Source organism: Pseudomonas sp. TE12508 (genome assembly GCF_056279485.1).
Window position 1 is genome coordinate 183,257 of sequence record NZ_JBWCCN010000014.1, and the last position, 19,151, is coordinate 202,407.

The window sequence follows — 19,151 nt, forward strand, 5'->3', positions numbered from 1 at the left end:
CATGTACAAACTCGAAGTTCAAGACCTGCATAAAAGCTACGGCGCGCATCAGGTGCTCAAGGGCGTGTCCCTGCAAGCACAGGCCGGTGACGTGATCAGCATCATCGGTTCCAGCGGCTCTGGCAAAAGTACGTTCCTGCGCTGCATCAATCTGCTGGAGCAACCCAATGCGGGCAATATCGTACTCAATGGCGAACCGCTCAAGCTGGTAGCCAACAAGCTTGGCGGGCTGAAGGCGGCCGAACCCAAGCAGTTGCAACGCATGCGTTCACAGCTATCGATGGTGTTTCAACACTTCAACCTCTGGTCACACATGAGCGCTCTGGAAAACGTCATGGAAGCCCCGGTGCATGTGCAGGGCCTGGGCAAAAAAGAGGCACGGGAAAAGGCCGAGCACTACCTTGATAAAGTCGGTGTAGCCCACCGCATGAACGCCTGGCCGGCGCATATGTCCGGTGGCGAGCAGCAGCGCGTGGCCATTGCCCGCGCACTGGCGATGGAACCGCAAGTGATGCTGTTTGATGAGCCGACGTCGGCGCTCGACCCCGAACTGGTCGGTGAAGTGCTTAAAGTCATGCAGGATCTGGCGCAGGAAGGCCGCACCATGGTGGTGGTGACTCACGAAATGGGCTTTGCCCGCGAGGTGTCGAACCAACTGGTGTTCCTGCACAAGGGCGTTGTCGAAGAGCGTGGCGACCCGAGTGAGGTGCTGGTCAACCCGCAGTCCGAACGCCTCCAGCAGTTTCTGTCCGGGAGTTTGAAGTAAGACCGCCGCCCACCCTCCACGGCTCGGCGCTGCCCTGACAAGGCAGGCTTGGGATACACTCCAGCCAACCTTGTCAGGGCATCAGGCACAGCCCTTCGTTCACCTTCAGGAAATGTTGAGCTGGATATGCCAACCCCATCGAAAGACACCACTGTCTATGCCGCGCCGGTCATGCGCAAACTGACGGAAATCGTTTCCGAACTGCCGCCGTCACTGCGCAAGGTGGCGGACTTTATCCTGCGTCACCCGCTCAAGGCCGCGACACTGACCATCGAGGAGATGGCTCACGAAACATTGACCTCACCCGCCGCCGTCAACCGCCTGGCCAAAGCACTGGACCTCGGTGGCTACAGCGGCATGAAGGCCGAGCTGGTCACCACGTTGCAGCAGATGGTGTCGCCGGTCGACAAACTGCGCAACGAACTTGCCCATCGCCCCGGTGGCGCGTTTGGCCTGCATGAACAACTCCAGAGCGCCAGCAGCAACCTGGCCACTGCGGCGAGCAACAACCACGCCGACACCTTTGAAGCTTTCGTCACTCGCCTGACCACGGCACGCAAAATCTACATTCTGGGGTTCGGCAACAGTGTTTACTTCGCCGGTCTTGCCGCCTCGACCCTGATGCCCTTTTGTGCGGACGCCACGGCAATCAGCATGGAAGGCGGCAACGAAAACGCCGCTTACCGTCTGGCCGCAATCACCGACCAGGACGTATTGCTGGCGATCTCCCTGCCGCGCTACTCCCTCGACACCCTGCAACTGGCACGCTTCGCCAATGAACGTGGCGCATCGGTGCTGGCCATTACCGACTCACCCGCCTCGCCGCTCACCGGCATTGCCGAGCACACGCTGTTTGCGCCTTGCGATCACCCGGTGCTGACCAGTTCCAACATCGCCGTGCTGGCCTTGATCGAAGGCTTGGTCGCCGGCGTGATGGCGCGCAATAAAGAAGCGGTCAAACTGGCAACCGAACTGACTGAAAGCGTGATGTCGTACCTGCACATCCCTGCCAGCGGTAAACCACCGAAAAAGTGATTCCGTTCTGGTTTTTACCTGATAGACCTGTGCGGGAGTGGTCTGGAGATGTTTTCTTCGCTACCCACATGCTGAATCGCCTCGGGTTCCGTAGATAGCTTGACGGCAAATTCCATCAAGCAGTGATAGTGGAACCACATATCAGGCTCTCTATACTGGCCATCCCTGGATGGTAGTTAGAGCGCAAAATATGCCCGTCACACCCAATCAAAATTCCCCAGTCGTTTTGGTCCTGGCTCAACAAAGCGACTTGGATAATCTTGTAGCCATTCGAATTGAGGCTATGCGCGAAAGTCTGGAGCGTGTTGGGCGATTTGATCCAGTGCGTGCGCGAGAGCGGTTTCTTGGCGGTTTTGAAGCCCACAACACACACTACATTGAGGTATCTGGAGAGAGGGTTGGTTTTGTAGTGGTCAAGCATCACCACAATGAACTCTTGCTCGACCACTTGTATGTGAGACCGAGCGCGCAAGGATCAGGGATAGGCTCTGCAGTTCTCACACAGATTTTCAAAGAGGCGGATGCGGCTGCGCTCCCTATTAAAGTTGGTGCTCTCAAAGAAAGCGCTTCGAATCGCTTTTATACCCGCCATGGCTTCCAATTCGTCGAAAGCAGTGAATTCGACAATTATTATGTTCGTCAGAGCGTTCCGCCGGTTGGCCCAGCTTGCTAGCTGGATGTGATGCACCTCGACGTACGTTTTTACACACTCTGGGCCATGAGAAGACATTCAACGGTGTCAGGAAATACGGGGCGATTCACCTGCTAGCATTGAGTGCTTGAACATTATAAAAGGGCTGATCATGCAGATGATTAAAATAGATGTGAGCGGTTTGAATCAGCTTCGAGAGTCTTTGAGTCAAGCATCATTGCCTTACGATGATGTAAGCGAGCCCGGGCGACAGTTTTACCGTTTCGAAATGGATGGCAAATGGGTAGCTTATGGAGGACTCGAGGGTTCTGGTCCAGATATGTTGCTTCGTTCAATCGTCGTTTGCGAGGCGCGTCGTGGAGAGGGGCTGGGCAAAGCAGTGTTGTCTGAGCTAGAACGATTTGCTACCTCCCAAGGTGTGACCCGATTGCACTTGCTGACGCAAAGCGCCGCTGGATTTTTCGCAGCCAACGGCTATGAACTGCTTGATAGGGGGGAGGCGCCTTTCGCAATCAATCAAACAGCCCAGTTCAAGCATTTGTGTCCTGCGTCGGCGAGCTACTTACGAAAAACATTAAGCGTTCCCTCTTGTACTGAGTAAGTCATCGATACGATTTTGGATCAGAGAGCGTGTGTCTTTTCCTGGCCGATTTCTGCCTATGCTGACAGGCAGCTTAGGGGCCGATAGCTGCCCGCCCTACGACCACTCCTGCATTAAATCACCCCCCATCATTTGACCCCGCCCGGCAGTCATTCCAAACTTCACGTATCACATCCTTAAGCATCATCGCCTCCGCCCAGCGATCGGTGATGTCGCGTCCGTCGGCACCCGTAATGGCATAAGGCGGTGGGCCGAGTTCACAGGTGAATGACAAGCTGGCGGGCGTGTTCGGTCGGGCCAGCCAATCTTCGATCCCATAGCGCCACCAACCCAGGAAACGCTCCAGCCAGGGTCGATGCTGGGCGAAGCTCAGGGGCACCTGGACTTGTTCGCCGTTGGCGACACGCCCATGAAAACCCCAACTGTGGCGCAGGATGGTGTGGATCTGTTCGTCGTCCTCGGCGGTGGCCGGCTCTGGCAGTTCGCGGCCCACGACATAATGGGACAGGTCGGCCAACAGTTTGAGATCGGGCATTTCCTCGAGAATGTCGAGGGTGAACAACAGGTCATTGGTGAGGCGATAACGGTGGGTTTCCAGCAGAACGGGAAAGTCCACCTGCTCGGCCAGACGCTGCCAGCCTTCGATCAGTTCGATAGCTTGCTTCAACGTGCGCGGCCGCACGTCTGCTTGCAGCGTGAGGTGGTGGCAGCCGTAGCGGGCCGCGACATCGATCGCTGCCGCCAGATCGTCCACGGTGCGGGGGAACACCTGCCCTTCGATTTGCAGGCCCTGCGCCTTGGCGGCGGCATGCAGGCGTGCGGCATGTGGCGCGACCCAAAAATGGTCGGTGATCCCGTCGAAGCCGGCAGCGGCGATTTTCTCCACTTGCGCTTCCAGGGAAAGGTCGCATTGGCCGCGGTGATCTTGCATGGCCCACTGGGACTGAAAGACCAGGAATTCACGCATGTCAGTTCCTCAGCAGTTGTTTGAGCGGTACATCGGCGTCGGCCAGAGCGTCCACCGAGAGAGGGTTATGGTGAGCGATCAGCCGTTCGCACAGCTTGATGTCCTTGGCGACGCTATTCCCCTGCCCCCAGCCGCAAGCGCCTTGCAGACGTTGCTCGGCATCGAGGTAGAACAACAGGAATCCGCCACCCGGTGTTATCCGGCTCGCGTCGGGTTCTGTGTTTGCGATCACGCCCACGGTCTGCAATCCCCAGTCGTATTGATCGGACCAAAAACCGGGAATGACCTCGAAGGGCAACTCGCCGCCCAACAGATTCAGGGCGGCGTGACGACCTTGGGTCTCGGCGTTGCGCCAGGTTTCCTGACGCTGGAAAACGCCTTGCGGGTGCAGACGAAACTCACAGACATCGCCCGCCGCAAAGATGTCCGGCGCACTGGAGCGCAGTTGGGCATCGACGCGAATGCCCTGGCCGACCTCAAGTCCTGCGGCCGCGGCCAGCTCGGTGTTGGGTTGCATGCCGATGCCCACCACCACCAGGTCGCAGGGCAGCAACTCGCCGTCGACCAGTTGCACGAACTCAACATGAGTAGTGCCCTGCACCGCCTCAATCGCCACATTCAGCCGGACATCCACGCCCCGACTGCGATGCAGTTCCAGCAGGACGCTGGACAGTTGCTCCGGCAACACCCGACCCGCCAAACGCGGACTGGCCTCGAGCAAGGTCACGGTGCAACCCAAGGCCCGGGCGGTGGCGGCGACTTCGAGTCCGATGAAGCCGCCACCGATGATCACCACCCGGGCGTCAGGTTGCAACGAAGCGCGCAATGCCAGCGCCTCGTCATGGGTACGCAGATAAAGCACATTGAGCAGGTGCTCGGGCACCGAGGCGAGTCTGCGCGACCGCCCTCCCGTCGCCAATAACAGCCGGGCGTAATGCAGCCAGCTGCCGTCGGCCAGTTGCAGACGATGCTGCTGCGGATCCAGGCATTTCACCGGGTTACCCGCCAGGTGTTCGATGCCCAGTTCGGCGAGCTGAGTGGTATCGCACAGACTGTAACCCGCCAGATCGACCGTGCCCTGCAACAGCCCCTTGGACAGCGGCGGACGTTCATAGGGCGTGTGGGACTCGTCGCCTATCAGAATCAGGCGACCGCTATAACCTTCGTCGCGCAGGGTCAGGGCCGCACGGCCACCCGCATGCCCGGCGCCAACGATGACCAGTGGAGCATTGGCAGGATTCATGGCACAGACTCCGTGCAGTTAAACCGTGATGGCGAGCAGCACACGCCCCGCCTCGACCCGGACTTCATAGGTCTTGAGATTGACGCACACCGGTGCGCCAAGGGCTTTGCCGGAGCGGTAGTCGAAACGCCCGTTGTGCTTGGGGCACTCGACGACATGGTCCATCACCAAACCATCAGCCAAGTGGATGGACTCGTGGGTGCACAGGCCCGCGGTGGCGAAAAACTCGCTGTTAGCGGAGCGGTAGACGGCATAGGTGTGCTGGCCATGGTCGAAACGAATGACATCTTCATCGTCGATATCGTCCACGGCACATACATCGATCCATTGATCGGTCATGGCGTTTTCTCTTGTAGTGGTACAGACAGGAAGGTGTCAGGCCGGCGTTACTTCAGGTTCTGCCTGGACGTTGGCGGCCGGCGCTGCGCGTTGTGGCAAAGGACGAGAGACGAAATACGTCGGGTCTTTGCGCTGCTTCCAGATGGTCGGGAGGATTTCCTTGAAGGCCTCGAACAGGCTGGTGTAAGGCGGCGGGCAGTCACGGCGGATCTCCTCGTGAAGCTGTGCCAACGCGTGAAACGGCACCATCGGATACATGTGGTGCTCAAGGTGATAGTTCATGTTGAGGTACATGAAGCGCAGCACCGGGCCCATATAAATCGTGCGGCAGTTGCTGCGATGATCGAGTACGTCCTCAGCCAGGCCGACATGCTGCGACAGGCCAAACAGGTAGGACAGCCAACCGCCATAGAGGGTCGGCAGGCCGATAAACATCAGCGGCAACCAGCTCTGCAGATAAAGCGCAGTACCCACGGTGAGCGCATAAATCGCTAGCCAGACGCGTGCGTCCCTCACCACCTTGGGCCACTCGGATTCGGGGATGAACGTCTGTTCTTCTTCACCCATCCGCCCTACCGCGTGCTTGCAGACTGACCACATCGTGTTCAACGCGTAAGGCATTCTGAACAGGCTCAGCACCATATTGATCAGGCTTGGCGGACGTGGTTCGACGATCTCCGGATCGCGGCCGACGATCACGGTGTCGGTGTGGTGCCGTGCATGGCTCCAGCGCCAGACTTGGGGTTCGAACATGAACATGAAGCTCGACAGCTGATAGACCGCATCATTCATCCAGCGGGTCTTGAACGCCGTACCGTGACCCGCTTCGTGCCAACGGGCATTGGACGCCGTGCCGTAAAGCAGCCCGTAGACGAAGAAGAACGGAACGCAGGCCCAGGAGCCCCAGAACCAGTAACCGCCGAACCCGGTGACGACCATCGCCGATAGCCAGATTGCGGTATCCAGCAAGGCCGGGCCATCGCGGCGCTGCATCAATTCCTTCATGCGTTTACGAGAAATGGGGGATTGGTACCAGCTTGCCGATACCAGGCCTTTTTGCGCCGCTCGGGCGGCTTCGGGGCCGGTCAATCGATAATCCCGAGGCTTGGGTTTACCGGGGTTTTCAAAGGCTGCGTTTTGTTCAGGCATTTTATTGTTCTCCGCAAGCTTGATTGTTTTAGGCACTTTTCGACGCGGGATCACATCGCTGGGGAAAATATAGAGAGCGCAGAAATCACCCTCAAGCCCTTGAATACATTCCCTATCAAGCTATCATCCAGGCCCATTGAAGCTTGATAGTTTTCTATCAAAGCGTTTGCGGGACCTGCCATGAACAACACTAAACGCCCAACCATCGCCACCGTTGCCGAACACGCTGGCTTGAGTGTCGCCACCGTCGACCGGGTGCTCAACGCCAGGGCTCCGGTCAACCCGGACACCGCCGAGCAGGTATTCCAGGCCGCCGAAGCCGTCGGTTATTTCGCTGCCAGGCTGATCGGCCAGCGGATCCGCGAACGGCGTCCCACCTATCGTTTCGGCATCCTGCTGCTCGGTACCGCCCAGGCGTTCTATGGCAATGTTGCCGCCGCCATCACCGAGGCGGCGCAGCGTCAGGCTGGGGCCAACCTGAGCATTCAATTCGAGTACGTCTTCGATCGCACGCCCAGCGCGATCATTGCCCAGATCGAACAACTGGCGGTGCAGTGCGATGGTCTGGCGGTGGTCAGCTTCGCGCATCCGCTGATCAATGCCGCCATCGCGCAGATCAGAGAGGCCGGCGTGCCGGTGATCGCGATGCTGTCGGACATTCATGAGGCGGCGGATGAGCCTTATGTCGGCCAGGATAATCACGAGGTCGGACGCACCATGGGTTGGCTGATGGCGCACACGTGCGGCGCCCGTAAAGGCAGCGTCGGGGTGTTGCTCGGCGGCCACCGTTTTCTTGGCCATCAGGCGCGGGTCGAGGGGCTGCGCAGCTACCTGGCGGAGCGCGCCCCAGGGTTGCGGCTGCTGGAAGCGGTGATCAATCTGGACAATTGCGACATCACCGAAGAGGCGACGCTGGACCTGCTGGCACGGCATGACGACTTGCGGGGGTTGTGCGTGGTCGGCGGTGGCGGCGACGGGGTCATCAATGCCCTGTCGCAGCTACCGAAGCAGCCGTCGCTGTGCTGCATTCTGCAAGAGTCGACCGAGCTGTCGCGACAAGCGCTGGATCAGGGATTGATCAGCCTGGTGATCGACTCTCAGCCGCGATTGCTGGCGGCAGCACTGGTCGACTTGCTGGTCGAGCTGCAGACCACGCCGGACTTCGATCCGATACGGCATCGAATCCATATTCCGTTGCAGATCGTGACCTCAGAGAACGCTCGAGGCTGAACCTGTGAGGGGTACCGAGAATATCCACACACTTTCGCAGGCACACCAAACCTGTGGCGAGGGAGCTTGCTCCCGCAGGGCTGCGTAGCGGCCCCAAAACCGATCACTGAGTTCTTTCTGAAAAACTGCGGCAGCCCTATTGGGGCCGCTGCGCAGCCCTGCGGGAGCAAGCTCCCTCGCCACAAGGTCGCTCTTCATTCAGCCTACTCATCAGAAGTCGGGTTCCGAACGGAAAGCATCGGCACTCAGCCCGAACCGATTCATCTTGTTGTACAACCCGCCGCGAGAAACATTCAGCTGCCTCGCGGCCAGGCGGATGTTGCCGCGGGTATCCTTGAGGGCGGCGATGATCGCATTCATTTCATGGGTGCCAAGGTCCAGGGCAGCCAGGGGTTCGGGCACACTTCCCGGCACCGGCTGACGTAGCCTTTGCTTGATTTCAAGCGGTAGATCAGCTGGCTGGATCAGTTCGGTCACCGCCAGATTGGTCGCACGTTCAATGGTGTTTTCCAACTCACGAACATTACCCGGCCAGCTATAGGCCGAAAGAATATCCAACGCCTCTGGCGAGATGCCCTGCACCGATTTGCGCAGCGACCGGGCACAACGATTGAGAAAATGCCGCGCCAGCAATGGAACATCTTCCCGACGCATCCGCAGCGGCGGAACCGTCAGGTTCAGCACATTGAGCCGGTAGTAAAGATCCTCACGGAAGGCGCCATCGGCAACCGCCTGGCTCAGGTTGCGGTGGGTGGCGGCGATGATGCGTACATCCACCTGCTGCGATTTTTTCGCGCCCACGCGAGTCACCTCGCCTTCTTGCAAGACGCGCAGCAGGCTGACCTGGGCATCGAAAGACATGTCACCGATTTCGTCGAGGAAGATCGTTCCGCCATCGGCCAGTTCGAACTTCCCGGCAGAGCCTCCACGGGCCGATCCGGTGAAGGCACCCTCGACATGACCAAACAGTTCGCTCTGCACCAGATCTCGCGGAATGGCCCCGCAATTGACGGCCACAAACGGACCGTTGCAACGCTCGCTGGCGTTATGGATCGCCTGGGCGAACAGCTCCTTGCCAGTACCGCTTTCACCCAGGATCAGCGTGGTCGAGTCACTGCGACTGGCAATCCGCCCCAGGTGCAACGCGTCCTGTATGGCTCGCGAACTGCCCTGAATGGTCTCGAAGGTGTAGCTGGCTTGAGTGCCGATGATCCGCCGGGTAATTTCCCGGATGCGCCGGTTCTCGCGCAACGAAACAATGCGCCCGCCTTGCTCCAGTGGGCACACCGAGACCAGGCACGCCAAGTGGCTGCGATCATGCAATTCAAACGTGCAATCCAGGTCCCTTATCCCTTCATACTGCTGCCCTTCCCCGCCGCGCAGCAAAATCTCATCGGTCAGCTCGCTCTGGCCCAGACGCTGGAACGGGCTGCCCAGCAGATCCCGGCCCACGCGGAACAATTGGCGGGCATAGCGGTTGAGCGCCTTGATGCAGCCCCGCTCATCCAGCACCACAAGACCCTCGTTGAGCACTTCGAGGACGGTTTGTTGTTCTTCCAGCAGAGCTTGAAGCGCCATCTGCCGCGAGACCGCTTCGGCCGCTGCCTGGACGGTGCCCAGCGTATGGAAATGAAACCAGCCCGGCTCGGCGGTCAAGGTCAGCATGGCCAGCGTCCTGCCTTGCGCATCCCTGATCGGCGCGGCAGCACAATGCATGCGCCGGCGACGCAGGCCGATCCCGAAGTTCTCCTCGGCCAGCACATACACCAAGCGATCTTCGGCAATCGCCAGCCCGGTGCAGTTGGTGCCCTGCACCGACTCCAGCAGCCGACTGCCCACAGGCGTGAGGTCCAGGCCGCAGAAATACAGGGTCGTGCCTGTGGCATCGGTCAGATTGATATGGCCCCTGGGGTTGTAAGCCAACAATCCCTTCATGACCTCCGCCGCTGCTGCGATCAAGGCGCGATTGGCCGCCAGCGTTGCGGCCAGCACGGCTGGGGCGACAAACCGGTATTCGCCATCCTCAGGATCGAGGCCGGCACTGACGCTGCGCAGCCAGGAGTCCCAGATAACCTGCCTGACCCCGGCCGGTCGATCGGTGCGGCCGTTCAAACAAGCCAGCCAAGCCTGGTCCAACTCGGCGATCGGTCCTTCGTTCAACGATGCAGGCCCGAGCGCGGTGATGTAATCGAGGTCCTGCGCGCTGAAGGTTGTTAGCTGTGGGTTCACCATCATCGATCCGCTTCTATGTTCACGTTTTAGACATGTCAGTGTAGACATGTCATGCGAATGAACACATCTTTCAAAAAATATTAATTAACTCCTTAAATATCAAGCGTTTAGATATTGGCACAGCCCTTGCTCTCTTGATTAACGCCAGCGAGGACATTCCTGCTGCGAGTCATTGAACAACAATAAAAGGGAGTCATTTCATGAGTACGTCCAAGATCATCCGCCTGGGTCTCATCGGTGCTGGCCGCATGGGCAGCTTTCACGGCCTGACTGCCGCCAGACACATTCCCGGCGCCTGCCTGGCCGCCATCGCCGACCCTACCCCCGGTCAAGCCGCCCGTCTGGCTGCAGAGTTGGGTGTGCAACGGGTCTATACCGATCCACAACAACTGCTCGATGACCCGGAAATAGACGCTGTCTTGATTGCCGCCCCCGCCCGCAGCCATGCCGAACTGGTGATCAGTGCGGCCCGGGCCGGCAAAGGTGTGTTTTGTGAAAAACCCATGGCCATCACCCTCGACGAGGCCGACCGCGCCATCGCCGCAGCCGCCGATGCGCGAGTACCACTGCAGGTCGGCTTCAACCGCCGCTTTGCCAAAAGCTTCCGCGCGGCTCACCTGGACGTGGTCGCCGGCCGCATCGGTACGCCGCAACTGCTGCGCTCGCTGACCCGCGACCCGGCGCTGAACAACCCGGCTGCCTCGCCGCAGTGGGTGATTTTCCTCGAAACCCTGATCCATGACTTCGATACCCTGCGCTACCTCAATCCCGGTGCCGAAGCGGTTGAGGTTTTTGTCATGGCCGATGCCCTGATCGCACCGGACTACAAGGCCAAGGGTTTCCTCGACACCGCCGTGGTCACGATCCGTTTCGACAACGGCGCCATCGCGACGGCCGAGGCCAATTTTCAGGCCGTGTATGGCTACGATGTTCGAGGAGAAGTGTTCGGCAGCGCTGGCATGCTGACCATGGGCAGCGTCAGTGAGTCTGACCTGGTTCGTTATCTGGCCAATGGCATCCAGACAGACACCCAGCGCCTGGACACCGACCTGCTGCGTGATGCCTACGTGGCCGAGCTCAATCACTTTGTCGACTGCCTGCGCACCGGCGATAAACCCCTCGCCAGCGGTGAAGATGCCCGGGCGGCACTGGCCATTGCCCGCGCGTGTATCGAGTCCTTCCAGCAGGGCAAACCTGTGCGCGTGCAAGGAGCCCATTCATGAGTTTCACACCGTTCAAACTGGCGATCAGTGCCGAGATGGTCTTCCTTGATCTGCCATTCACAGAGCGCGTTAAACGCATTCACGCGCTGGGGTTCAGCGCCGAACTCTGGGACTGGACGAAGAAAGACATTGCGGCCCTTGTCGCCACGGGCGCTGACTTCACCTCGATGACCGGCTACATCTCGGGCAACCTGACCGACCCCGAAGACATCCAGCATCTGCTCGATAGCGCACGAGAATCGCTGGCCGTCGCCGCACAACTGAATTGCCCGAGTCTCAACCTGCATGGCACTGGCCTGGGCGACCAAGGTTTGCCGGTCAAACCCGTGGCCCACACCACCGGACGCATGTGGCTGAGCGCCTGCAAGACCCTGGAAAAAATCGCTCGCCTGGGCGAAGACGCAGGCCGGGTATTCTTGCTGGAAAACCTCAATACCGAGGTGGACCACCCCGGCACTCCCTTCGCTCGCGCCGACGATACCCTGGCGCTGATCGAGGCCGTGGGCAGCCCTCATCTGAAGATGAACCTGGATCTTTACCATGCCCAGATCGGCGAAGGAAACCTGATCGAACTGATCCAGCGTGCCGGCAGCGCCATCGGGGAAATCCAGGTCGCCGATGTCCCCGGCCGCATGGAGCCGGGCACCGGCGAAATCCATTATCCGGCCATTGCCAAAGCCTTGTTCCGCATGGGATACACCGGTGTCGTCGGGCTTGAGGGCTGGGCCAGCGGCGACAGCGAAGCGGCACTTGAACGCTTTCGGCTAGCTTTCACGCTGGATTGAGGACGCTGGCGCTCTCGACGGGTTTGATTCAGAGAGCGCCAGCCCCCACGTTTTTGATCTTGATGAATTTCAACTCATAACAAAAAAGGAAAAGCCATCATGCGTCGCTGCACACTTCTTTTTGCCACGCTGTTATTCCTCTTCAGCCAATGGGCCGCCGCCAGCTATCGCATCGGCGTCAGCATTGCCAGGGTTGACGACAATTTCATGACCTATGTGCGCAGCGGCCTGGAAGATGCCGCCAGGAAGGAGAACATCCAGATCCAGTTCGAGGATGCCCAGGGCGATGTGGTTCGCCAGCTCAATCAGATTCAGGGCTTTCTCGGCCAGAAAGTGGATGCCGTCATCGTCCTGCCCGTGGACACCGCCGCCACCGCCAATATGACTCGCGCCGCCGTCGAAGCGAACATACCGCTTGTCTACGTCAACCGCCATCCGGACGAAAGCGTCCTGCCCAAAGGCGTGGTCACGGTGGCGTCCAACGACGTTGAGGCCGGGCAACTGCAAATGCGCTACCTGGCTGACAAGATGGCGGGCAAAGGCAACATTGCGATCATCATGGGCGACCTGGCGCAAAACTCCACGCACGACCGCACCGAAGGCGTCAAACAGGTGCTCAAGGACTATCCCGGGATCAAGATCGTCGAACAACAAAGTGCCGAGTGGCAGCGCAACAAAGGGATGGACCTGACCAGCAACTGGCTGCTGGCCGGCACCGGCTTCGATGCCATCGTGGCCAACAACGACGAGATGGCGATCGGCGCCGCCATGGCATTGCAGCAAGCCGGCAAAGCCAAGGGCGAGATTGCAATTGTCGGCATCGACGGCCTGCCTGACGGTCTGGCGGCCATCAAGCGCGGGATGCTCGTAGCCTCGGTCTTTCAAGACCCCAAAGCGCAAGCGACCAGCGCGCTGCAAGCGGCCATCAAGATGATCAAAGGGGAGCCGGTCGAGACGGATGTCTGGGTGCCCTTTCAACTGATCACGCCGGAGCAGGTAGCGGTTTTTGAGCAGCATTATAAATAGCGTCAAACGGCAGAATTTGAAGATGGCCGCGGGGAATCTCAACCTCAGCGTATTACCTTCCAGGCGAGGCAGGTAAACGACTGATGCCTGATGTCCGCTTTGGGTCCGCTTTGGGTCCGATTTCGGTCAGTCGCAACAGGCAGAAATCGGCCAGAAACGGACACCCACAAGCCTCCGACTTTCTCCTAGCGATTGCAGATTTTCCTAGCTACGCTTGCCAGCAAGGGAATGGCGTAAGTACGGCCTCTCCTTAATTGTCAGGCCAGGGAGCCAACATCTATGGATAGCATGCAGAGCGTTTATCCATCAGCCACCGTTCTGGTGGTCGACGACACCCCCGACAACCTGATGTTGATAGCCGAGTTACTCAAGGACAGCTATCGGGTCAAGGCAGCCAACAGCGGCGAGAAAGCGTTGCGTCTTCTCCAGAGCGACCCACTTCCCGACCTGATCCTGCTGGACATCATGATGCCGGGCCTGTCCGGCTACGAGGTTGCCGGGCAGCTCCAGCTTGACCCCCGCACTCGCCATATTCCGATCATTTTCCTGACCTCCATGGCTGCCACAGAGGACGAGATTCGCGGCTTGAGCCTGGGCGCCGCGGACTACATCACCAAACCGATCATCCCCCCGGTGCTCATGGCCAGGGTCGCGACCCAGATCAAGATCAAGGCGGCTGCGGATTTCCTGCGTGACAAGAACGAATTCCTGGAGCAGGAGGTGCAGCGCCGCACCCGCGAAGTGATTGCCATCCAGGACGTCACCATCCACGCCATGGCATCGCTGGCCGAAACCCGCGACAACGAAACCGGCAACCACATTCGCCGTACTCAGCACTACATCAAACTGCTGGCCGAGCTACTGCGCGAGCATCCTCGCTTCCGCCACTTCCTCGACGAGGAAACCATCAAGCTGCTGTTCAAGTCGGCACCGCTGCACGATATCGGCAAGATCGGCATTCCCGATCGCATCCTGCTCAAGCCGGGACGTCTCACTCCGGAAGAGTTCGAGATCATGAAGACCCACACGACGTTGGGGCGCGATGCCATCCAACACGCCGAGGATCAGTTAGGGATAGGCGTCGACTTCCTTCATCTGGCCAAGGAAATCGCCTATGGCCACCAGGAAAAATGGGATGGCAGTGGCTATCCGCAAGGGGTGGCCACCGACGACATCCCCATCAGCGCCCGTTTGATGGCCGTGGCGGATGTCTACGATGCGCTGATCAGCCGCCGCGTGTACAAACCCGGTATGCCCCATGAGCAGGCGGTGGAAATTATGCGCGAAGGCCGGGGTTCGCATTTCGACCCAGACATCTGCGATACCTTTCTGGCCAATGCCGAACGGTTCCGGGAAATTGCCGAGCGGTTCGCCGACAGCGATCAGGACATGGCCAAGCAGTTAGCCTCGCTGGAGAAGATCGCTGAGCAGCCCTGAGTCCTTGCATCCTTGTGCACACCCAGCTGAATGAGGCGGTATATGAACAGACTGTTCGAGCTGCTCGAGCGCCTGTCCCTGCGCAGTAAATTGATCATCGGCTTCTCTGCGTTGCTGGTACTGATCCTGGTGCTGGGCGTGCAAAGCCTGCGCACCCAGTATTCACTCCGGTACGAAATGCAGCAGTTGTACCAACAGGATTTGGTCGGTATCCAGCATGTGCAGGAGATTCGGGTGCGGCTGCCGCATCTGTTGCTGGCACTGCAACGCGCCGTCGCTACCAGCAACGCGGACATCCGCATCAGCGCCAGAGCGCAGATGGACGTCGCCCAGGAGCGTCTGCACGAGGCCCTGGAGCAGGTTCGCCCAACGCTGCGGCGACCGAGCAGCCTCAACAGCTTGCTGGAGTTTGAGGTGGTCTTGCAGCGCCTGCAGAAAAATGGCGATGAAGCGCTGGAACTGGCTGGCAAGGGCTCCCTGGGTCAGGCGCTTATGTTACTCAACAGTAAGGAATTTCTCGCGCGGGAGCAGGAAAGCGAAGAGCTGCTTCTGCAGATAGAGAAAAACAAGGAAGCCGACATCCACGATACGGCGAAGAATCTGGCCGAGTATGCGCAGCACAGCAGCACGATCACTTATGTGTTGCTGCTGGGCGGATCGACGCTGGCCTTGCTGTTGACCTGGCTGGTCAGTCACTCCATCCGCGTGCCGCTGAATCGCGTACGCGCGGCGGTTGACGAGCTGGCATCCGGCAAACTGGACGGTCAGATCCCTCACACCGACCTTCGCAACGAAACCGGCGACCTGGCGCGCGCCATCGCTACGTTGCAACTGGAGGCTTGTCAACTTGAGCGCCAGCGCTGGGTCAAAACCCACGCCTCGCTCCTGCAAGTGGATCTGCAACAGGCAGAGACGCCGCAACAGTTGGCCCAGGTTTTTTTTGGCCGCATCGCGCCACAGCTGGGCATGTGCCAAGGGGCGCTGTACGTGCTTTATGAAGGCGCACCACGCCTGCAATTGTTGGGTGGTTATGCGGTGGACAGTGAGCGGCCACTGCGCGCTGAACTCGAGCTCGGTGAAGGGCTACTTGGCCAGTGTGCGCTGGATCGCCAACCCCGCCAGCTCAAGGATCTGCCCGAGCAGTTCTGGCGTGTGCGCACACAGTTGGGCGAAGCCCCCGCCAGCCATCTGCTGGTTCAGCCCGTACTGCGTGGCGAGCGTCTGCTGGGGGTTATGGAAATGGCCGGCTTTCGCTCCCTGGAAGAGAACGAGGCGTTGCTGCTGCAGGAAGTGCTACCAAGGTTGGCCGGTGCCATGGCCATTATGGAACGCAGCGAGGCGGCCCAGGCGCTGCTGCAGGAAACTCGCCGCCAGGCTGACGAGATGGGTGCCCAAACCTTGCAACTGGAATGCCAGGCCAGGGAACTGGAGGCCCAGCAGGCAGCACTGCGCGCCACCGAGGCCTGGTACCGCGGCATTATCGAGGCGGCACCGGACGGTATGCTGGTGCTGGGGGCCGACGGCCGCATCCTGATGACCAATCCGCAAATGGACACGCTGTTTGGCTATGAACAGGGCGAACTGATCGGTGCCAGCATCGAGCGCCTGGTGCCGCAGGCTGCCCGCGAGCGGCACGTCAAGTTACGCGACGGGTTCATTGCCAGCGGCGGCACCCGGCAGATGGGCGGCGACCTGGATGATCTGAGCGGCGTGCGCAAGGACGGCAGCCTGTTCTCCGTGGAAATTGGCCTGTCCCATCTGCCCCGCCTGGAGGGCCGTGGCGTCTGCGTTTGTGCCTCGGTGCGCGACGTGAGCGAGCGCAGGGCGATGGAGGCCAAGCTGCGTATTGCCAGCGATCGCCTGAACCTGGCGCAGGAGGCCGGCGACATCGGTTTGTTCGACGTTGATCTGATCAGCGGCAAAAACTATTGGACGCCACAGCTCGAAACGCTGTTCGGGCTTGAGCCTGGCGAATTCGGTGGCACTCTGGAGCACTGGAAGGCGCTGGTGCATCCGGATGACATGGCGCGTGCCAGTAGCACGTTCGAGCGCGCAATCCAAAGTGATGATGATCGCGCCGAGTTCGACTTTCGCATCGTGCGGCAAAACGATGGGCGGGTGCGCACATTCAAATCGCTCACCCGCTTCTCACGTACACCTGACGGCAAGCCCTTGCGCGCAACCGGCATCAACATCGACGTGACTGCACTGGCAGAGGCGAGGGCGGCGGCCGAGGACGCGACCCAGGCCAAGAGCGAGTTCCTCGCCAACATGAGCCACGAGATCCGCACGCCCATGAACGCCATCATCGGCATGAGCCACTTGGCACTGCGTACCGATCTGGATAGTCGCCAGCGCAACTACATTGAAAAGGTGCACCGCTCGGCGGAGAACCTGCTGGGGATCATCAACGACATCCTCGATTTTTCCAAGATCGAGGCCGGCAGGATGAGCCTCGAACAGACCCCCTTCCGCCTGGAGGACGTACTCGACAGCTTCGCCGCCATGATTGGCCTGAAAACCGAGGACAAGGGCCTGGAATTGTTGTTCCAGACCCCGCCCGATCTACCCACTGCACTACTCGGAGACCCCCTGCGCCTGGGGCAAGTGCTGATCAACTTGGGTAATAACGCTGCGAAGTTCACCGAACGTGGCGAAATTGTGGTTGGTATGGAAGAAGTTGGCGTGCAGGACGACCGCGTGCAACTGCATTTCTGGGTGCGCGACACGGGCATCGGCATGACCGTCGAGCAGTGTTCGCGCATGTTTCAGTCGTTTAGTCAGGCCGACAGCTCGACCACGCGCAAATACGGCGGCACTGGGCTGGGTTTGTCCATCTCGAAGAAGTTGGTGGAGCTGATGGACGGCCACATTTGGGTTGAGAGCGAGCCGGGAGTCGGCTCCACGTTCCATTTCCAGGTGCGCCTCGGCGTTCAGCAAGGCGTTCAGCCGCGTCGTATGTTCAAGGCCGATGAACTGCTGGGTATGCGGGTGCTGGTCGTGGACGACAACGCCAGTGCCCGTGAAATCCTCTCGGGCATGGCGCGCAGCTTTGGCCTGGAAGTGGATGTCGCGCATAACGGTAGTCTGGCGCTGCGCATGTTGGCCGACGCCGAGCATAAGGCGCTGCCCTACGATCTGGTGCTGATGGATTGGCGGATGCCCGGCATGGATGGCGTGGAAACCGTGAGCAGAATGCATTCCGCCAGCCTGATGCATACGCCGTCGGTCATTATGGTCACCGCTTTCGGTCGCGAAGAGGCACGCGAGGAAGCCGAGCGCCAAGGCATCCAGTTACCGGTGGTGCTGACCAAGCCAGTAACACCGTCCTCTTTGCTCGAAGCCATCGGCGTGGTGCTGGGCAAAGGCCCGCAGAGCGATACTCGGGCCGGCGAACGCTCCCAACAGAATGCCAGCACCTTAGCCAGCCTGAATGGAGCCCGGCTGCTGCTGGTAGAAGATAACGAGCTGAATCAGGAACTGGCCTGCGAGCTGCTGGAGAGTGTCGGAATACGGCTGAAACTGGCCAGGCACGGCCAAGAGGCCCTGGACATCCTGGCTGAGGATGGCAACTTCGACGGCGTGTTGATGGATTGCCAGATGCCAGTGATGGACGGTTACACCGCCACCCAGCGGATTCGCCAGCAGCCGCGCTTTAACGCGTTACCGGTGATCGCCATGACTGCCAACGCCATGGACGGTGACCGCGAGCGAGCCCTGAGCAGTGGCATGAACGACCATATATCCAAGCCACTCGATGTCGATGACATGTTCGCCACACTGGCAAAATGGATCAGGCCACAGCCCGCTGCCCAGGCAGCACCATCATCGCCAAATGCAGGCCTGCCGGATGGGTTGCCGGATCGTCTTGCGGACATTGATATGGTTGCCGGCCTAGCCACCTGCATGGGCCGGCGAGAACTCTATCTTCGCCTGCTCTGCAAGTTTCGCGACTCTCAGACAGGCTTTGCCGAGCATTTCCAGGCGGCACTGGCTGACCCGGATGCTGGCGCGGCCAGACGAGTGGCTCACAGCCTGCGTGGCACGGCCGGCAACATCGGCGCCAAAACCGTGGCGCAGGCTGCCGCTGTGCTGGAACAGGCCTGCCAGAACGGCGAGCCCACTACGGTGATGCAAGAGCTGGCGACGGAGGTCGAGAGTTGCCTGCTGCCGACCTTGGCGGCCCTGGCTGACCTGACCGCAAACGCCCCTGCATCGATGAGCGATGGCCTGCAGAATGCCCCCAAGTTGAGCGAGCAACTGAACAGGCTCAAAGGTCTTTTGGCCGAAAGTGACACGGCGGCCATGGAAGCGCTTACCGAACTGCGCAATCTGTCACTCGATCGCGCCTTGGCCAAACGCCTGGTTCTGGTCGCGGAGCAGGTGGAACTGTTCGACTTTGATCGTGCCCTGGAACTGTTGCAGGACGGGTGAGCCACACGGTGGTGTCCGTTCTCGGCGTCTTC

Annotated in this window: 15 protein-coding genes; 10 read left to right on the top strand and 5 right to left on the bottom strand. The window is 59.9% G+C overall.

Annotated elements, in window-relative coordinates; all coding sequences use genetic code 11:
* Nucleotide 1 precedes the first annotated feature (1 nt).
* From ACZ9IM_RS20125 to arsN2, 4 genes are all read left to right on the top strand, one after another.
* A complete protein-coding gene (locus ACZ9IM_RS20125; RefSeq protein ID WP_007904480.1) occupies nt 2-766 on the top strand; it encodes an ABC transporter ATP-binding protein in 765 nt (254 codons plus the stop codon).
* A 126-nt stretch (nt 767-892) separates the two neighbouring features.
* A complete protein-coding gene (locus ACZ9IM_RS20130) occupies nt 893-1,801 on the top strand; it encodes a MurR/RpiR family transcriptional regulator (RefSeq protein ID WP_427623502.1) in 909 nt (302 codons plus the stop codon).
* A gap of 190 nt (nt 1,802-1,991) precedes the next feature.
* The gene (locus tag ACZ9IM_RS20135; RefSeq protein ID WP_427623501.1) at nt 1,992-2,474 is read left to right on the top strand and encodes a GNAT family N-acetyltransferase; all 483 of its coding nucleotides are present in this window, start codon (nt 1,992-1,994) and stop codon (nt 2,472-2,474) included.
* Nucleotides 2,475-2,604: 130 nt separating this feature from the next.
* Nucleotides 2,605-3,054, top strand: a complete 450-nt coding sequence (gene arsN2, locus ACZ9IM_RS20140; protein ID WP_116265249.1) for an arsenic resistance N-acetyltransferase ArsN2 — start codon at nt 2,605-2,607, stop codon at nt 3,052-3,054.
* Nucleotides 3,055-3,172: 118 nt separating this feature from the next.
* On the opposite strand, the gene ACZ9IM_RS20145 is transcribed toward arsN2, so the two are convergent.
* Genes ACZ9IM_RS20145 through ACZ9IM_RS20160 form a run of 4 tightly spaced genes read right to left on the bottom strand, consistent with a single transcriptional unit; the run spans nt 3,173 to nt 6,752 of the window.
* Nucleotides 3,173-4,021, bottom strand: a complete 849-nt coding sequence (locus tag ACZ9IM_RS20145) for a sugar phosphate isomerase/epimerase family protein (protein ID WP_476224819.1) — start codon at nt 4,019-4,021, stop codon at nt 3,173-3,175.
* Nucleotide 4,022: 1 nt separating this feature from the next.
* Nucleotides 4,023-5,264, bottom strand: a complete 1,242-nt coding sequence (locus tag ACZ9IM_RS20150) for an NAD(P)/FAD-dependent oxidoreductase (protein ID WP_476224820.1) — start codon at nt 5,262-5,264, stop codon at nt 4,023-4,025.
* Nucleotides 5,265-5,282: 18 nt separating this feature from the next.
* Nucleotides 5,283-5,603 (bottom strand): MocE family 2Fe-2S type ferredoxin, encoded by a 321-nt coding sequence (locus ACZ9IM_RS20155; RefSeq protein WP_007904516.1) that lies wholly within the window; start codon nt 5,601-5,603, stop codon nt 5,283-5,285.
* Nucleotides 5,604-5,639: 36 nt separating this feature from the next.
* Nucleotides 5,640-6,752, bottom strand: coding sequence for a fatty acid desaturase family protein (locus ACZ9IM_RS20160; RefSeq protein WP_476224821.1), 1,113 nt, complete (start codon nt 6,750-6,752; stop codon nt 5,640-5,642).
* Nucleotides 6,753-6,932: 180 nt separating this feature from the next.
* On the opposite strand from ACZ9IM_RS20160, the gene ACZ9IM_RS20165 reads away from it, so the two are divergent.
* Nucleotides 6,933-7,982, top strand: a complete 1,050-nt coding sequence (locus ACZ9IM_RS20165) for a LacI family DNA-binding transcriptional regulator (RefSeq protein ID WP_427623497.1) — start codon at nt 6,933-6,935, stop codon at nt 7,980-7,982.
* Between the two features lie 210 nt (nt 7,983-8,192).
* Here the strand turns inward: ACZ9IM_RS20165 and ACZ9IM_RS20170 are convergent, their stop codons facing one another.
* A complete protein-coding gene (locus ACZ9IM_RS20170; protein ID WP_476224831.1) occupies nt 8,193-10,214 on the bottom strand; it encodes a sigma-54 interaction domain-containing protein in 2,022 nt (673 codons plus the stop codon).
* Nucleotides 10,215-10,414: 200 nt separating this feature from the next.
* On the opposite strand from ACZ9IM_RS20170, the gene ACZ9IM_RS20175 reads away from it, so the two are divergent.
* The 5 genes from ACZ9IM_RS20175 (at nt 10,415) to ACZ9IM_RS20195 (ending at nt 19,119) form a co-directional block, all read left to right on the top strand.
* Entirely contained in the window at nt 10,415-11,437 is a 1,023-nt protein-coding gene (locus ACZ9IM_RS20175; RefSeq protein WP_427623496.1) for a Gfo/Idh/MocA family oxidoreductase, read from the top strand.
* Nucleotides 11,434-12,222 carry a TIM barrel protein gene (locus ACZ9IM_RS20180; protein ID WP_427623495.1) on the top strand — a complete coding sequence of 263 codons (789 nt, stop codon included), beginning with the start codon at nt 11,434-11,436 and terminating at the stop codon, nt 12,220-12,222. Before ACZ9IM_RS20175 ends, ACZ9IM_RS20180 begins: the two co-directional genes overlap by 4 nt.
* A gap of 99 nt (nt 12,223-12,321) precedes the next feature.
* Nucleotides 12,322-13,248, top strand: a complete 927-nt coding sequence (locus ACZ9IM_RS20185) for a sugar ABC transporter substrate-binding protein (RefSeq protein WP_476224822.1) — start codon at nt 12,322-12,324, stop codon at nt 13,246-13,248.
* A 279-nt stretch (nt 13,249-13,527) separates the two neighbouring features.
* Nucleotides 13,528-14,685: a response regulator gene (locus ACZ9IM_RS20190; protein ID WP_427623492.1), complete on the top strand. Its 1,158-nt coding sequence runs from the start codon at nt 13,528-13,530 to the stop codon at nt 14,683-14,685.
* A 42-nt stretch (nt 14,686-14,727) separates the two neighbouring features.
* On the top strand, nt 14,728-19,119 hold the full coding sequence (locus ACZ9IM_RS20195; protein ID WP_476224824.1) for a response regulator: 4,392 nt from the start codon (nt 14,728-14,730) through the stop codon (nt 19,117-19,119).
* The last annotated feature ends 32 nt before the right edge of the window (nt 19,120-19,151 follow it).

Bases quoted from the DNA above. Each gene is read 5' to 3' on its own strand.
- ACZ9IM_RS20125 (WP_007904480.1), top strand. From the start codon at position 2: ATGTACAAACTCGAAGTTCAAGACCTGCATAAAAGCTACGGCGCGCAT.
- ACZ9IM_RS20130 (WP_427623502.1), top strand. From the start codon at position 893: ATGCCAACCCCATCGAAAGACACCACTGTCTATGCCGCGCCGGTCATG.
- ACZ9IM_RS20135 (WP_427623501.1), top strand. From the start codon at position 1,992: ATGCCCGTCACACCCAATCAAAATTCCCCAGTCGTTTTGGTCCTGGCT.
- arsN2 (WP_116265249.1), top strand. From the start codon at position 2,605: ATGCAGATGATTAAAATAGATGTGAGCGGTTTGAATCAGCTTCGAGAG.
- ACZ9IM_RS20145 (WP_476224819.1), bottom strand. From the start codon at position 4,021: ATGCGTGAATTCCTGGTCTTTCAGTCCCAGTGGGCCATGCAAGATCAC.
- ACZ9IM_RS20150 (WP_476224820.1), bottom strand. From the start codon at position 5,264: ATGAATCCTGCCAATGCTCCACTGGTCATCGTTGGCGCCGGGCATGCG.
- ACZ9IM_RS20155 (WP_007904516.1), bottom strand. From the start codon at position 5,603: ATGACCGATCAATGGATCGATGTATGTGCCGTGGACGATATCGACGAT.
- ACZ9IM_RS20160 (WP_476224821.1), bottom strand. From the start codon at position 6,752: ATGCCTGAACAAAACGCAGCCTTTGAAAACCCCGGTAAACCCAAGCCT.
- ACZ9IM_RS20165 (WP_427623497.1), top strand. From the start codon at position 6,933: ATGAACAACACTAAACGCCCAACCATCGCCACCGTTGCCGAACACGCT.
- ACZ9IM_RS20170 (WP_476224831.1), bottom strand. From the start codon at position 10,214: ATGGTGAACCCACAGCTAACAACCTTCAGCGCGCAGGACCTCGATTAC.
- ACZ9IM_RS20175 (WP_427623496.1), top strand. From the start codon at position 10,415: ATGAGTACGTCCAAGATCATCCGCCTGGGTCTCATCGGTGCTGGCCGC.
- ACZ9IM_RS20180 (WP_427623495.1), top strand. From the start codon at position 11,434: ATGAGTTTCACACCGTTCAAACTGGCGATCAGTGCCGAGATGGTCTTC.
- ACZ9IM_RS20185 (WP_476224822.1), top strand. From the start codon at position 12,322: ATGCGTCGCTGCACACTTCTTTTTGCCACGCTGTTATTCCTCTTCAGC.
- ACZ9IM_RS20190 (WP_427623492.1), top strand. From the start codon at position 13,528: ATGGATAGCATGCAGAGCGTTTATCCATCAGCCACCGTTCTGGTGGTC.
- ACZ9IM_RS20195 (WP_476224824.1), top strand. From the start codon at position 14,728: ATGAACAGACTGTTCGAGCTGCTCGAGCGCCTGTCCCTGCGCAGTAAA.